This is a genomic window from Flavobacterium sp. KS-LB2 (assembly GCF_036895565.1).
Classification (GTDB): domain Bacteria; phylum Bacteroidota; class Bacteroidia; order Flavobacteriales; family Flavobacteriaceae; genus Flavobacterium.
Genome location: NZ_CP145904.1, coordinates 2,228,050 through 2,243,218, shown reverse-complemented (window position 1 = coordinate 2,243,218; position 15,169 = coordinate 2,228,050). Strand labels below are relative to the sequence as shown.

The window sequence follows — 15,169 nt, the reverse complement described above, 5'->3', positions numbered from 1 at the left end:
ATGTCAAAATTACCGGACGAAGCATTTAGAGATACCATTGGAACTATTGACGAAGCGGGAAATAGAAAATTTATTTTCCCTAAAAAACCTTCGGGAAAGTTCTATGACTATAGGAAATGGGTGAGCTACTTTTTACTGATTGTTCTTGTTGCAAATCCCTTTTTAAAGATTAATGGCAATCAGTTTATGATGTTCAATATATTGGAACGACGATTTAATATTTTCGGATTTCCTTTTTGGCCACAGGATTTTTATCTATTTGTTGTTTTTATGATTATTGGCGTTGTTTTCGTCATCCTTTTTACAGTTATTTTTGGACGTATATTTTGCGGATGGATTTGTCCGCAGACTATCTTTTTAGAAATGGTTTTCCGCCGAATAGAATATTGGATAGAAGGCGATCGTGGTGCTCAAATTCGTTTAGAAAAGCAAGAATGGAATGCGGAGAAAATTAGAAAAAAAGGCCTCAAATGGTCGATTTTCTTAATCATTTCTTTTTTTATTGCCAATGTCTTTCTAGCGTATCTGATCAGTAGCGATAAGTTGTTTTTAATGATTGAAGATGGACCAGAAAATCACATTAGCACTTTGATCTCATTATTGATTTTTACAGGAGTTTTCTATTTTATTTTTGCATGGTTTAGAGAACAAGTTTGTATTATAGCCTGTCCCTACGGAAGATTGCAAGGTGTTTTATTAGACGACAAATCGATAAATGTAGCCTATGATTTTGTTCGTGGTGAAAAAGAAGTAGGTAGAGCTAAATTCAACAAGCAAGAAGACAGAGCGACTACCGGAAAAGGCGATTGTATTGATTGTAAGCAATGCGTAAATGTTTGCCCAACCGGAATTGACATCCGTAACGGGACACAAATGGAATGTATTAATTGCACCGCTTGCATTGATGAATGTGATACGATTATGGATAGTGTTGGTTTACCAAAAGGGCTTATCCGATACGCTTCAGAAGATGAAATAGAGAAAAAAGAAAAGTTCAAGTTCACGCCCAGAATGAAAGGCTATTCAGCTGTATTATTTATTTTGACAGGAATTTTAATCGGATTGTTGTTTTTGCGTTCCGATGTGGAAGCCAGTATTTTGAGATTGCCGGGACAATTGTTTCAGCATAAAGGTGAAAATATTAGCAATGTGTATACTTTTAAAATCATCAATAAGACCAATACTGATTTTGATGCGATTCATTTTAAATTAGTGGGTATAAAGGGGACTTTAAAAGTAGTTGGAAATCAGGATTTAAAAGTGCCCAAACAGGGGATGAATGGAGGAACTTTATTTGTCGAAATCAATCAAAACGTATTGGACAGCGACAAAACAAAATTAAAAATTGAGGTCTATAATGGAAATGAAAAAATTGAAACGGCGACCACTAATTTTTTAAGCCCGCGCAGTTTTGATTAAAAGGCTCTAGTTCGAGATTCACAAAAAAATATAAATTAAATATCATGAAATTTAGCTGGGGAACAGGAATCGTAATCGCTTTTGGTTTGTTTATGACCTTCATTTTGTATTTTGTTTTTACGGTACAATCTGATTCAAAATATGACAATGAGTTAGTCGTAGAAGAATATTACAAACATGATGCTCATTTTGGAGATGAAATGACTCGAATTCAAAATGCAACAAACTTGGCCCAAAAGCCAGTAATTAATATTGTTTCAAGCGGAATTGAAATAGTTTTTCCAAAAACATTTGTTCCAAAAAACATTAAAGGTAAAGTGTCCCTTTACAGACCGTCTAACAAAAAATTAGATTTTGAAATTCCAATTTCACTTTCTGATGCTACTACTTTGCTCATACCTAAAAAAAGTTTGGCAGGCGGTCGATGGGACATTAATATGGAATGGCAATATGAAGGGAAATCCTATTTGTCCAAAGAAACGATTTATTTCAATTAGTCTTAAAACAAGAGGCTTTGAAGTTAATAAATGACTTTAAGACTTTTAATTTTATGACATTAGACTAAAAAAATGCTTTACACTGCCTTTATTTTCGGTTTAATAAGTAGTTTTCACTGCATCGGAATGTGTGGCCCTATTGCTATGATGTTGCCTGTAGATAGGACGAATCAGTCTAAAAAAGCAACTCAAATAATTACGTATCATTTAGGGAGATTAACGGCGTATGCGACCATCGGTTTTGTTTTTGGACTGCTGGGTAAAGGTTTTTTTATGGCTGGTTTGCAACAGAATTTATCCTTATTTATTGGTATAGCCATGATTATTGTAGTGGTGATTCCAGACAAACTTTTTGCCAAATACAATTTTTCAAAACCAGTTTTTAAAGTAATCTCCAGAATTAAAACGGCTTTAGGAAGTCAGTTTAGAAACAAAAGCTACAAATCCCTATTTACAATTGGTTTACTGAATGGCTTTTTGCCTTGCGGAATGGTTTATGTCGCCTTATTTGGCGCCATTGCCATGCAAAGTGAAAGTTTAGGTGTTTTGTATATGATTTTATTCGGATTAGGAACCGTTCCCTTGATGAGTAGTGTTGTATACATCAACTCATTTTTGACAATTCCTATTCGAAACCAAATCCAAAAAGCAATTCCTTATGTCGCCGTAGGTATTGGTTGTTTGTTTATTTTAAGAGGATTGGGATTAGGAATTCCATATATTTCACCAGCTACTATGAGTTTGTTTATTCAAGCCAATCCGAACTGTCATTAATTAGCTAATAGTTTCCCACAAAAAAACACGCGAATTTGCGTGCTTTTTTGTGTTTTATAAAGATGAAATATTAGATTGTCATCGAAAACAATTCGGTTTTTGGAGCTTTTCGCTTTAGACGCAAATCAAATGCCATGCAAATATTTCGTACATAAGGTTTCCCCTTTTCGGTAACGGCAATGCTGTTGTTTTTAATTATCAGTAATCCATCATTTTCCATTTCTTTCAATTGAAGAAGTACATCTGGAATTTCGTTAAAATAATTTTCATTATTGTTCCAAGAAGTTTCAAATTGGCACATTAAATTCAGGATGTGTTTTCGGATGATGAGGTCTTCAGCAGTGAGTAAATGCCCTCTAAAAATGGGTAATTTATCCCATTCTAACATTTGATAATAATCCTCCAAGTTTTTTACATTCTGTGCAAAACTATACCAACTGTCACTAATGGACGAAACTCCCAATCCAATCATTAGTTGTGTTTTAGAAGCGCTATATCCCATAAAGTTACGGTGTAAATTGCCGTTTTGAAAAGCTTCATATAGACTATCTTTTTCCAAAGCAAAATGATCCATTCCTATTTCATGATAGCCATTCTCATACAAGAGTTTCTTACCAGTTTCATAGAGTATTCTCTTTTTATCATCTTTTGGAATATCTTCATCATTAAAACCACGTTGCCCGTTTCCTTTGATCCAAGGAACGTGAGCATAACTGTAAAAAGCCAATCGGTCAGGTTGCAATGATTTTGTTTTTTCAATCGTATCAATAACATCCTCTAATTCCTGAAAGGGCAATCCAAAAATAATATCATGTCCAATAGAAGTATAACCTATTTCTCGTGCCCAAAACGTAACTTTTGCTACATTATGAAAAGGTTGTAGGCGATGAATTGCTTTTTGAACTTTTTCTGAATAATCCTGAACGCCAAAGCTAACTCTTCGAAAACCTAAATCGTACAGCTTTTGCAAATGGGCATGCGTCGTGTTATTAGGATGGCCTTCAAAACTAAACTCATGGTCTTTGGCTTTATTAGCATGAGAAAGAATACCATTTATTAAATCCTCTAAATTTTTGATAGAAAAAAATGTGGGAGTTCCACCGCCTAAATGAATCTCTTTTATAGTTGGTTTTTTACCAAGAATCTTACAATACAAGGTCCATTCTTTCAAAACTGATTCTATGTATGGATGTTCAACATCGTGATTTTTGGTAATACGTTTGTTGCAGCCACAAAAAGTGCACAAGCTTTCGCAAAAAGGCAAATGGATATACAAACTGATACCTTCTGCTGAATTACTTTCTATAAATGATTTCCTCAGCGTTTGGGCCCAAATGGCATCTGAAAAATCAGTTTCATCCCAATACGGAACCGTAGGATAACTCGTGTATCTAGGACCAGGGACATTGTATTTTTGAATTAAGGAATTTTGCATAGCAGACTCATTTAATGTTCCTCAAAAGTAAAACGACTCATCAACTATTAAAATGATAATTATCATAAAGAGGATAAGCTATAACAAAAAAAAGAGGCTTCAAAAGCCTCTTTTACAGAACAAATCAGTTTCTTAAACGGTTATACAATCCTGAATCTTCTTTGCCCATTTTTTGGCTAGTTGATGGTCTTCATACAAACAAACTTGACCTATTTGATCATTTTCAATTTTATAAAATGAAATCAGTGTTGCTTTATTATCTTCTTTGAAATGAAATTGAAATTCAATTTTCAGAATAGTTTCAGTATTATTCTCAGTTGTTAGAATCAGTTTACACGATTGAATTGTATTTAAATCTACGAAAGAAACTACTTCATCTTTTGTATTAAAATCAATCAAAAGAAATCCTTTGTTTTTTTCATCTAAAGACAAGACTTTTTTATTCAGTGTTTCGGTTATTTCAAAATGAAAACGATTATTTTGACTGAACTTGTTTTTTATAGTTTTTATTTTTGTTTTGTTAAGCGAATTTGATTGTAAGACATAGAAAAGAGGAATAGCAATTAGTAAAGTTAATGCTAGTCCTATTATTGTTACGGATGTATCCATTTTTTAATTTTTTAGTTATTTGTAAAGCATGATAAATGGGATTGGAATCCAAAAAGGAATCCATTCTAAAAGGAAGATAAATAGATCTTCTAATTACGTAATCAAGGCTTTAAATCACCAAAAAAAATGGAAAGGAAAGAGTAGGAGCGAAACCATCTCACATCGATTGATGTCTTGTTTCGCAAAACGAATAAAGGAAATGTTGCGTTTAAAATCTAGAATTGCAATCAGAAAATTTTCTAGATATTTTGAAATACTATAATCTGGAGTTTTTTGCTGAGAAGTAAAAAGATTATTTACGTGCGGTTGTATAAAATCAGATGAATGAATACTGTCAAAAGAGAGAGAAGAACTGGTTTTTTCGGATTGAGTAATAGGATTAGGAATTTCATTTGCACTAAAAGCAAATAAAAAAACTACTATAAGCCCAATAAAAATAAGAGTTTTTCGAAACCAATTCATTTTGTAAATTTAAAATTTATAAGTTGGTTGATATAATTTTTTCTAATAAATGAAAGTTAAAGTTTAGAATTAGACTTTTTATAAAAAAACCTCGAACTATTTAAGAACGAGGTTTTTATTTTAATGCGAATAAAGCTTTACTCTATTTTCAAATTTCTAAGCTGTTTTAGTTTGTCTTTCCAAACATCTAGACTTTCTTTGTGGATAGCAATGTTTTTACGAACTTCTAATACAATTGAATTTTCTTTTTTTGCATTTCTAGTATTGGTGAAGAATTGGATATTATTCTCCAATTGGAAAATTTCGTTCTGAACTTCCTCAATTTTACGCATCAAGAAAATCTTTTCGTTATCTAGTTTTCGAGTATCGTTGCTTTCAGATAAATGATCCATTCTATTAGCGAAACGCATCATATCGGTATCTTTTTTACTCAAACTCAATTTTTCAAAAAGAGCATCTAGGATTTTATTGAATTTCCCTTCAATATGTCTTCTTGGGAAAGGTACTTTTCCGAAGTTTTTCCAAGTTTCAATATGCAATTTAATAGCGTCCAGATCTGTTTTATGATCTCCAGTTAATTGAAATTCTCTCAACGTTTCTAAATATGCCTTTTTATGATCAAAAGCGGCAACTTCTTCACTGTTTTCCTCATTCTTTTGCTCTTTTAACTTGTCAAAATAATGATTGCAGGCATCTTTAAACTCTTTCCAGATTTTATCCGAATATTTTCTTGGTACGTGACCTATCTGTTTCCACTCATCCTGAATTTGTTTCATTATCGGAGTAGTCACAGCAAAATCAAGACTTTCTTGTAACTCTTTGGCTTTGGCAACAAGAGCCATTTTCTTGCTTAAATTGTCGTTTTGATCCTTTTTTATGTCTTTATAAAAGGAGTTTTTGAAAGAATTAAAATTCCTCACCGCAGTTTTAAAACTAGCCCACGTTTCCTCATTTACATCTGATGGAACTTTTCCGGCAGAGAAAAAAGCAGTTCGCAATGCTTCAACCTTTTCTATTTGAGCCAGCCATTGGGAATGAGCATTTACTTTTTCAGTAGCTAAAACTTCAATTTTGGCAATGATTTCTTTTTTCTTTTCTAAATTCTCAAGTTCAGTTCCTCTTAAATTTTCGAATAAAACTTCTCTTTTATCATGCATTTGTTTGGTCAAATCACTAAACTTGTTCCAAATTGCATCACGATGTTCTCTAGAAACAGGACCGATGTCTTCTTTCCAAATTCTATGTAAATCCTGTAATTCTCTAAATGCTTTGTTGATATCAGCTTCTTTTACCAATTCTTCAACACGGGCAACAATTTTTTGTTTTTGCTCTAAGTTATGTTTGAAATCTAAGTCTCTAGCCTCTCTATCTAAATGTAGATAATCGTAGAAGTTTTCCACATGAAAATGGAAGTTATTCCAAACGTGGTTGTATTTATCTTTCGGAATTGGTCCGGCAGTTTTCCATCGTTCTCTTAAATCATTAAAATGTTTTAAAGTGTCTTTGATGTTTTCCTGTGGGTTAATCAACTCTTTCAATTCCTCAACAATAGCCAAACGGTTTTCTAAATTTGTTTTCAGATTCGTTTGTAAGCTCTTGAAATGGCTGTTTTTTGTATCTCTAAAAAGAGAATAATATTTATCAAATTGTGTCTTCAGTGGAGAATGGTATTGAAAATCTTCGTTTGGATCTTGATTTTCAGCAAGGAATTCTTCTTTTTTCTCCTCAAGAAGATGATTGTATTTAGCTAGAAATGCTTTTTTGATTTCCTCAATATGATCCTTAAATGATAGTATTTTGTCATTAGAAACTAAACTTTTTAGTTCGTCAACTAATGCTTCAAGTGATAATGTATCATAATCCTGCATTGGAATTTCATGACGTTCCTTCAACGTTTCATCCTCGCTCTCTTCTGCATTTGTTTCCGCTATTGCATCAAGCGCAGTTTGATTTTTTGTTTGGGAAACGGTTTGTTCCGGAGAAGGTATTACAACATTATCTTCTGCGGGAAAATCGATTGGTTCTATTGGTTCAATAACTGCCGCAGTGTCTGTAGTAGTAGCTACTGAATTGTTTTCTAAATTTCCATCTGCTTCGTTTTCTTGACGAGACAGGTTATCATTCTTTTCTTCTAACATTTTTTCAATGTGTAAGGTTTCTAAATCTATTCAACACGAAAGGTAGTAAAGCAGTATGAAAATACAAAATAAAACCTCTTATTTATTGTCATTTTAGGTTACAAAATTTTTCTTTTTGGAGCATTTTCCTGCTGTACGCTGTATCTTTTTTGTTCGCCAAAGGGGCTCTTAAAAAAGGATGCCGCTTCTATCAGGGCTAGGGATTTGGAAATTCAATTGTAATTTTTTTTCTCAATTTCGATATGTTACCACAAACAAAAAACCACTCAAAAAGAGTGGTTTTTTACTTACTCATATACGTGTAAGAAGTTAACTTCGTGTTTAGATTATTTATTCCAAATCTTCCAGGCTTTCTCTGCTTGAAATATTAGCATATCCAAACCGTTTTTTATTTGAGCTCCTTGTTGTTTTGCTTTTTTTAGGAATTGCGTTTCAGCGGGATTGTAAATCAAATCATAAGCTATGTGCTTATCCGTGAAAAACTCATACGGGAGTAATGGAAAGGCTTCCACATTAGGACTGGTTCCTACCGGAGTAGCATTTATGATGATTTGGTAATTATCAAATGTTGTGGCATTGATGCGGTCATAATCAATTCCATTTTCTTTCGCCTCTCTCGAGACAAAAGTATATGGTATGTCCAGTTCATCCAAAGCAAAAGCCACTCCTTTAGAAGCGCCTCCTGTTCCTAAAATCAATGCTTTTTTATGGTGCGCTTGCAATAACGGTTGTAATGATTTTTTGAAACCATAATAATCAGTATTATAGCCTTTTAACTTTCCTTTTTTGGTGATTTTAATGGTATTTACAGCACCAATTATTGTCGCTTTTTTTGAAAGTTTATTCAGAAACGGAATTACTGTTTCCTTGTACGGAATCGTGACATTCAATCCTTTTAAATCCAAAGTATTTTTAATTACTTCTGGAAAGGCAGTTATTTCTGAAATATCAAAATTTTCGTAGGTACAACCAGCAAAGTTTTCGTTGTTAAATTTATCGGTAAAATAGCCTTTAGAAAAAGAATAGCTAATGTTGCGTCCTAATAATCCAAAGCGTTTTCTAACTGTATCAACCATTATTCTTTTTTATGTTTTGCAATGTAATTCTGTACCATTTTTTTAGCCCAAACTACTGGAAATAAATCTTCTAAAAGAATGTAATTGTCAAAATTCAATCTCAAGGCATTGCTCAAATGGAATTTTGCTTTTGTATTATCCGTTAGCATAAAATACAGCCCTGCCAAACGGTACTCCACTTCATTTTCTTCTGGAAAATATTCCGATGCTTGTAATAATGTTTGAATGGCACTTTCGAATTCACCTAAAAATTGCAAAATATCCACCCAAAACAACCAGGTGTCTAATGAATAATCTCCAAATTCTACCGCTTTTCTATAGCCAAACTCCGCTTCTTCAAAGAAGTTCATTTGTTTGTTAATGGTTGCAAAACGTTTCCAATACAAACGATTTTGATTGTCAATTGCTAATGCTTTATTTACAAAAAATAGCGCTTTTTGGAAATTTTTCTGGCGGACGTAAAAGTCAGTGATGGCAATCCAACCTTTATCTAAAAGTGGATCTTCATGCACGGTTTGATTGAAATATTTTAAGGCAAGCGCTTTGTTGCCTAATCGTTCGTAACATTTTCCCATTCGGAGTAGTGCATACGAAGTCGCATCATCTAATTCAATGGTTCTGCTGTAGCTTTCAATAGCTTCATCGTATTTTTTTAAACGTTCATACGCTTTTGCTTTTTCCATGAAAGCACCAAGGAATTCATCATCGATTAAAGTTGCATAATCAAAGGCGCGAATTGCATTCTCGTATTCTTTAACTCCATAATGCAAACGGCCTAATTGATGCCAAGCAATTTCGCTGTAGGGATTTTTGTCTATGTATTTTTTTAGATAACTAATTGCGTCTTGATTTTGATCTAAAAATTCAAAACAATAGACTACGTTGTACAATGCAGACTGGTCTTCTAAATCTTCTTCTAAACACTTGATAAAGCTTTCTTTTGCCATTTCAAGATTGTCCATAAATAAGTATTCCATGCCTATTAAATTATAGACATCAGCATAATCATCGGTGTATTTTAACGCTATTTTTAATAATTCAACTGCTTTTTCATGTTGGTCTCTTTTCGAGCAAATATTGGCTTTTTGAATATAAATTTCTTCATTAGTTGGTTCAATGGCATACAACTCATTCAATAGCTTTTCGGCTAATTCAAGTTTGTCGTCATAGACCAGCATTTCTACTTGCACTAGTTTTAGTCCAGTAGATTTTGGGTGTTGTTCTAAGGCTAGTTTAAGTGCTTTTTTTGCCAAAGCGGCCTTACCCATATCGAGATAATGAAGGATGATTTCTTCAAATTCTTCGGAGTCAAAAAAGAGCACTTTGTTGGTTTTCAACATGGACTCAAATTTAGACAAGGATAAGTTATAGTCTTCTTCTTCGTTGCTTAATTGCATACTGTGTGTTTTTAATTTGGCCTAAATAAATTTAGGTAATCGTGCGTGTACTGTGAGGGAAAGTCAGAATTGTTGTGAACAATTTAATTAACAAATTTTCAATGTCAATTGCAAAAATCAAATTCAATAATTAATTTTCTTATCAACTGGAGATCTTAGCCTCGATAGTAGTGAAAATTCTTTTACTTTTTGCTTGCAAAAAGTAAAATATTATAATGTTCAGAAGGATCAGGAGCGGGAAAAGCTCCTCATTTTTTTCATTGTTTTGAATAGGTATTTTGATATGTAAATCTTTCTACTTCTAAAATCAAAAATCGTTAATCATCATTCTTAAATCATCATTTCATCCATTACTTCCAGTATAATGCTGCAACCTTCACGTATTTCTTCTTCAGATATGGTTAGCGGTGGCGTTATTCTTATGGCGCAACCTTCAAACAGCAGCCAGAATAAAATAAGTCCTTTATCTTGACATTTAAGAATCACTTCATTAGTTATATCGGCACTTTTTGTCATTGCGGCCAGCATCAATCCTTTTCCTCTTATTTCTTCTATCAAAGGATGTACCAAAAGTGATCGGAAAAGCTTTTCTTTCTCCATTGCTTCGGCCATCAGATTGGTTTCAGTTATTTCCTGCAAAGTCGCCAAACAGGCTGACGCAATGACAGGGTGGCCTCCAAAAGTGGTGATATGTCCCAGTTTTGGATCATGACTCAATAAATCCATGATTGCCGATGAAGCCGTAAAAGCGCCAACTGGCATACCGCCTCCCATTCCTTTCCCCATGACTACAATATCAGGAACGACATCGTAATTTTGGAATCCGAAAAGTTTTCCGGTTCTCCCAAAACCAGGTTGGATTTCGTCCAGAATCATCATTGCACCCATTTCATCACAACGTTGACGCACTTTTTTAAGAAAATCATTATGCGGCTGAATAAATCCAGCACCACCTTGAATAGTTTCTAGAATAATTCCAGCTGTTTTTGTGGTTATTTTTTGTAAATCGTCCTCATTATTGAACGTTATAAAATCAACATCAGGAATCAACGGACGAAAAATTTGTTTGCGCTCTTCAAATCCCATGACGCTCATAGAACCCATAGTATTGCCATGATACGCATTATGACACGAAATCAACTGGCTTCTTCCGGTGGTTCTTCTAGCGAGTTTTAAGGCGCCTTCAATAGCTTCTGTACCTGAATTGACTAAATATGTGGTATCTAAAGGAGCGGGCAGGAGCGAGGCTAACAATTTGCAATATTCTACAGCCGGGCTTTGTGAATATTCACCATACACCATTACGTGAGAATATTTGTCTAACTGATTTTTGATGGCTTGATTGACTCTCGGGTGTTGGTGTCCCAAAGCGCAAGCGGAAACTCCAGCCACAAAATCTAAGTATTTTTTATTATTGGTATCGTAAATATAGGAACCTACCGCATGAGACACTTCCATTCCTAATGGATAAGGGGAGGTTTGCGCTTGGTATTTTAGGAAATCGGTATTCAAAATTTATTATTTTAATCGTTTATTAGTTTGATAGTCTATTCATTTTAAGAAAAGCTGAATACTGTGACTCAACACTATTTTATTCCTTTCTTCTTATCGTAATTCAAGGTTTCCTTTCGGATTTTCATCGGAGTATCTTCTTTGGCTTCTGCCGCTTTTGTGGCTTTAGCTATTTTATCGTTGTCTTCATTTTCTTCAGGAGGAAAAATATCGTCCTTGGATTTTATTCGTTCGTCGCCTCGCCACACTAGTCCTCGCAGTTTTCGGGCATTTTCTGGTAAATCTTGTTCGGGAAAAATATCACCATCTACCTGCTGAAAAAAGGTGATTGTTTCAATCTCATTTTTTTCTAAAATAAGATTGATTTTACTGCTCACATTTTTATTGATTCCAATGAGTTCTTTCGCGTCGTTCCGCATGTAATAAATGACTTCGGCATTTTTTACAATATCAACATCATGTAATTTCCCTTCCTCAAATTTACCGTAGAGGTTTTGTCCCTTGACTTGATTATATCCGGTTCCTATGGTGTCTTTGGAGACTATAAAGGTATTATTGAGTACCTTTAGTGAGTCTAGTTTTTTGGTGTTGTTGTTTCCTATAAGATGCATTACATCGCCTGTAATTTGGCTTTCGGCGTTCCAAAGTATTGGATTTCCAATCATTTTTGTCAAAGCTGTTTTAGAACTCGAATGAATCGAATCGCATTTGCCACTCATATCGGTTTTGAAAAATCGGACATTATTGAACGCTCTGATAATTCGGTTTCCTTCTTTTCCAGTAACCATTAATTTTTTTCCGTGGATGTAAACCGAGTCATTTTCGACAAAATTCACGGCTACGGCTCTTTTGGTTACGTACATCGAATCCAGTTTTTTAAACACCTCGGCATAATGTCCTTTTACGATGCCGCGATTGATGGAATCTGTTATTTTTACATTTCGTGTTGCCGATGCAAATTCCCGGTTTCGGTCATAATATAAACTATCGCCTTTGATCACCCGATCATCGTACTTGATGTAGGATTTATTCAGGAAATGTGCCAGATTTTTTTTGGTATCATAAAACCCTTTTTCGGTATAAATATAATTGGCTTTGCTAGTAATTGTTGAAGGTCCAAAAAGATACGAATGCCCGGAATTACTAAAATAATCCAAGTGATTTGATTTAATTACATACGTTGGATTTGTAATGGTAACCGCAGTTAGGAATTGGAATTTCTTTTGTTTCACGTAATACCTGCCTGAATTACTTTTTAGTGTGTTGTCTTTATTTGTAATTGTCCCTGGGGTATCGTAAAATACTTCTTGAATATTTCGGTCAAAATTAATAATATCTGTTACCAAAGTTGCATCTGGTGAACTCATTACCGCATCTCCTGAAGCGTATGCTTTTTTTACATTTCCATTGTATTCAGCGTATTTACTGTTTAAAAATAAAGTATCGCCTTGCACCATTTGTACATTTCCAAAAGCCTTGATGTAGTTTTCCTTTTGAAAATAATACGCTTTATTACAGGTCATTACAACGCCATCATGATTGACACGTACGTTTCCGATGAGTAATAATGCGTCAGGAATTTCTACTTGATTTACATCGGCAAAATCAGAGTTTTCTACAATAATTTTTTTTGGGGCTTGCGCCAAAACCAAATTAGTAACAAGCAGTAGTAAACAATAACGAAGGAAAAATAGTGATTTCTTCAATGGATTTAATTTTTGTCAAATTTATGAAAAAGGAAACAACCATAATGGATATTAGGATATTTTTATAATTAGTTAAAAATGTGTCATGAAATAGTTGTTAGTACTTTTAAAGTTTTCAACAAATGGGATTACTCCTTCGTTGTAGTGTCTGTTTTTAAAAACAGAATTATACAATTTCAAACGATATAGGCTTCTTTATATTCAAAAAATATTAAATTTAAAAATTGATATTCATTTTGCTACAAAAAGGATTGAAATCAATATAAAAAAATTATATAATGAAAAAAATAACTATGGTTGCAGGATTGAGTCTAGTGCTCTGTGCAACAGCTTGTAAAACGAAAGATATAAAAATGAATACAGATAAAGAAGAGAAAGCAATTCCTAAAAAAGAAGTAGTCTATCAAGTATTTACCCGATTGTTTGGGAATAAAAATACAACCAACAAACCTTGGGGAACCATTGAGGAAAATGGTGTAGGGAAATTCAACGATTTTACGGAAACTGCATTAGAGAAAATCAAGGATTTGGGAGTTACTTATGTTTGGTACACTGGAGTTCCACATCATGCTTTAATTCGGGATTATTCTGCTATTGGGATTTCTAATGATGACCCTGAAGTGGTAAAAGGACGAGCAGGTTCTCCTTATGCCGTAAAAGATTATTACAATGTAAACCCAGATTTAGCGGTTAATCCCGAAAATCGTTTACAGGAATTTGAAGCTTTGATTGCCCGAACACACAAAGCGGGTTTAAAAGTGATTATCGATATTGTTCCCAATCACATTGCACGTAAGTACGAAGGAAAAAGTAACCCTGTGGGCGTTAGGGATTTTGGTGCTGATGATGATACAACTGTTGAATATAAAAGAGATAATAACTTCTATTATATTCCAAATACTCGCTTTGAAATTCCCGATACGGACAAGCCATTAAATGGAGAAAAGAACCCATTAATTGATGGCAAATTTGAAGAAAGCCCAGCAAAATGGACTGGTAATGGTTCTCGTATGGCAAAACCAGATCGCAATGACTGGTATGAAACGATAAAAGTTAATTACGGGATTCGTCCGGATGGTTCCAAAGATTTTCCGGAACTTCCAGCTGGTTTTGAAACCAAATCGTATCAGGAACATTTCGATTTTTGGAAAGGAAAAGACGTTCCAGATTCTTGGGATAAATTCAAAGACATTGCGTTGTATTGGACTGCAAAAGGAGTGGATGGTTTTCGATTTGACATGGCAGAAATGGTTCCGTATGAATTTTGGAGCTACATGAATTCAGCTATTAAAGTAAATAATCCGGATGCTTTTTTATTGGCCGAAGTCTATAATCCCAACGAATATAGAAATTACATTCGTTTGGGTAAAATGGACTATTTGTATGATAAAGTTGAAACCTATGATAAATTGAAAGATATTATTCAAGGAAGATCTTTGCCAGATGGATTATCAGACATTCAAAACGGAATGGCAGATATTGAGCATCACATGTTGCATTTTCTGGACAATCATGATGAACAGCGTTTGGCTAGCCCGGAATTTGCGGGAACTCCTCAAAAAGGAAAGCCTTTGATGGTGGTTTCTACAACCATAAGCACATCGCCTACGATGGTTTATTTTGGTCAGGAAGTAGGAGAGGCCGGAAATGAGAATGCAGGTTTTGGAACGCATTCCAGAACATCAATCTTTGATTATATTGGAGTTCCGAATCATCAGCGTTGGATGAATGGAGGGAAATTTGATGGCGGTCAATTATCGCAGGATGAAAAAGAGTTGCGTGATTTTTACAAAAAATTGTTGAATTTTTCTTTGAACAGCTCGGCTTTGATGGGAAAATACCAAGAAATTCAAACATTAAATCGCCAAACTACTCAAGGCTACGATCCTGGAATTTATGCTTTCACACGCTGGTCAGATACTCAGAAACTAATAGTTGTCACTAATTTTTCTTGGCTTACCACTAGCAATTTCGAATTAATAATCCCTTCAGATATCATTCAAAAATGGAATTTGAAAGATGGAAATTATACAATAACGGATCAATTATACCACAAAAATTCTGTTGAGTTAAAAGTATTGAATGGTGAAGGAAAAGCGCAAATTACAATCGCACCCTCAGAATCGTTTATTTATCAACTGTAA

The 15,169-nt window shown here is 34.0% G+C and carries 12 protein-coding genes; 4 read left to right on the top strand and 8 right to left on the bottom strand.

All coding sequences use genetic code 11. The annotated features are described in order from the left end of the window. The 3 genes from ccoG (at position 1) to V5J73_RS09555 (ending at position 2,690) form a co-directional block, all read left to right on the top strand. Positions 1-1,419 carry a cytochrome c oxidase accessory protein CcoG gene (gene ccoG / locus V5J73_RS09565; protein WP_338645391.1) on the top strand — a complete coding sequence of 473 codons (1,419 nt, stop codon included), beginning with the start codon at positions 1-3 and terminating at the stop codon, positions 1,417-1,419. A 44-nt stretch (positions 1,420-1,463) separates the two neighbouring features. Further along, on the top strand, positions 1,464-1,916 hold the full coding sequence (locus tag V5J73_RS09560; protein ID WP_338645388.1) for a FixH family protein: 453 nt from the start codon (positions 1,464-1,466) through the stop codon (positions 1,914-1,916). Positions 1,917-1,988: 72 nt separating this feature from the next. Beyond that, complete coding sequence (locus tag V5J73_RS09555; protein WP_338645386.1) at positions 1,989-2,690, top strand: sulfite exporter TauE/SafE family protein; 702 nt, start codon at positions 1,989-1,991, stop codon at positions 2,688-2,690. 70 nt (positions 2,691-2,760) lie between these two features. Here the strand turns inward: V5J73_RS09555 and hemN are convergent, their stop codons facing one another. The 8 genes from hemN to V5J73_RS09515 form a co-directional block, all read right to left on the bottom strand. Then, the gene (gene hemN, locus V5J73_RS09550; protein ID WP_338645383.1) at positions 2,761-4,125 is read right to left on the bottom strand and encodes an oxygen-independent coproporphyrinogen III oxidase; all 1,365 of its coding nucleotides are present in this window, start codon (positions 4,123-4,125) and stop codon (positions 2,761-2,763) included. 132 nt (positions 4,126-4,257) lie between these two features. Beyond that, the gene (locus tag V5J73_RS09545; RefSeq protein ID WP_338645380.1) at positions 4,258-4,734 is read right to left on the bottom strand and encodes a hypothetical protein; all 477 of its coding nucleotides are present in this window, start codon (positions 4,732-4,734) and stop codon (positions 4,258-4,260) included. A 114-nt stretch (positions 4,735-4,848) separates the two neighbouring features. Next, positions 4,849-5,196: a hypothetical protein gene (locus V5J73_RS09540; RefSeq protein ID WP_338645377.1), complete on the bottom strand. Its 348-nt coding sequence runs from the start codon at positions 5,194-5,196 to the stop codon at positions 4,849-4,851. 137 nt (positions 5,197-5,333) lie between these two features. Beyond that, positions 5,334-7,334 carry a DUF349 domain-containing protein gene (locus V5J73_RS09535; protein WP_338645374.1) on the bottom strand — a complete coding sequence of 667 codons (2,001 nt, stop codon included), beginning with the start codon at positions 7,332-7,334 and terminating at the stop codon, positions 5,334-5,336. A gap of 326 nt (positions 7,335-7,660) precedes the next feature. Further along, a complete protein-coding gene (locus V5J73_RS09530) occupies positions 7,661-8,410 on the bottom strand; it encodes a shikimate dehydrogenase family protein (protein WP_338645371.1) in 750 nt (249 codons plus the stop codon). Next, positions 8,410-9,807: a tetratricopeptide repeat protein gene (locus V5J73_RS09525; protein WP_338645369.1), complete on the bottom strand. Its 1,398-nt coding sequence runs from the start codon at positions 9,805-9,807 to the stop codon at positions 8,410-8,412. The genes V5J73_RS09530 and V5J73_RS09525 overlap by 1 nt, the downstream gene beginning before the upstream one ends. A gap of 330 nt (positions 9,808-10,137) precedes the next feature. Next, positions 10,138-11,319, bottom strand: a complete 1,182-nt coding sequence (locus V5J73_RS09520) for an aspartate aminotransferase family protein (RefSeq protein WP_338645366.1) — start codon at positions 11,317-11,319, stop codon at positions 10,138-10,140. Positions 11,320-11,393: 74 nt separating this feature from the next. Beyond that, positions 11,394-13,025, bottom strand: a complete 1,632-nt coding sequence (locus V5J73_RS09515; RefSeq protein WP_338645365.1) for an OstA-like protein — start codon at positions 13,023-13,025, stop codon at positions 11,394-11,396. Positions 13,026-13,303: 278 nt separating this feature from the next. Here V5J73_RS09515 and V5J73_RS09510 point away from each other — a divergent pair, with 278 nt between their 5' ends. Beyond that, positions 13,304-15,169, top strand: a complete 1,866-nt coding sequence (locus V5J73_RS09510) for an alpha-amylase family protein (RefSeq protein ID WP_338645359.1) — start codon at positions 13,304-13,306, stop codon at positions 15,167-15,169.

Bases quoted from the DNA above. Each gene is read 5' to 3' on its own strand.
- ccoG (WP_338645391.1), top strand. From the start codon at position 1: ATGTCAAAATTACCGGACGAAGCATTTAGAGATACCATTGGAACTATT.
- V5J73_RS09560 (WP_338645388.1), top strand. From the start codon at position 1,464: ATGAAATTTAGCTGGGGAACAGGAATCGTAATCGCTTTTGGTTTGTTT.
- V5J73_RS09555 (WP_338645386.1), top strand. From the start codon at position 1,989: ATGCTTTACACTGCCTTTATTTTCGGTTTAATAAGTAGTTTTCACTGC.
- hemN (WP_338645383.1), bottom strand. From the start codon at position 4,125: ATGCAAAATTCCTTAATTCAAAAATACAATGTCCCTGGTCCTAGATAC.
- V5J73_RS09545 (WP_338645380.1), bottom strand. From the start codon at position 4,734: ATGGATACATCCGTAACAATAATAGGACTAGCATTAACTTTACTAATT.
- V5J73_RS09540 (WP_338645377.1), bottom strand. From the start codon at position 5,196: ATGAATTGGTTTCGAAAAACTCTTATTTTTATTGGGCTTATAGTAGTT.
- V5J73_RS09535 (WP_338645374.1), bottom strand. From the start codon at position 7,334: ATGTTAGAAGAAAAGAATGATAACCTGTCTCGTCAAGAAAACGAAGCA.
- V5J73_RS09530 (WP_338645371.1), bottom strand. From the start codon at position 8,410: ATGGTTGATACAGTTAGAAAACGCTTTGGATTATTAGGACGCAACATT.
- V5J73_RS09525 (WP_338645369.1), bottom strand. From the start codon at position 9,807: ATGCAATTAAGCAACGAAGAAGAAGACTATAACTTATCCTTGTCTAAA.
- V5J73_RS09510 (WP_338645359.1), top strand. From the start codon at position 13,304: ATGAAAAAAATAACTATGGTTGCAGGATTGAGTCTAGTGCTCTGTGCA.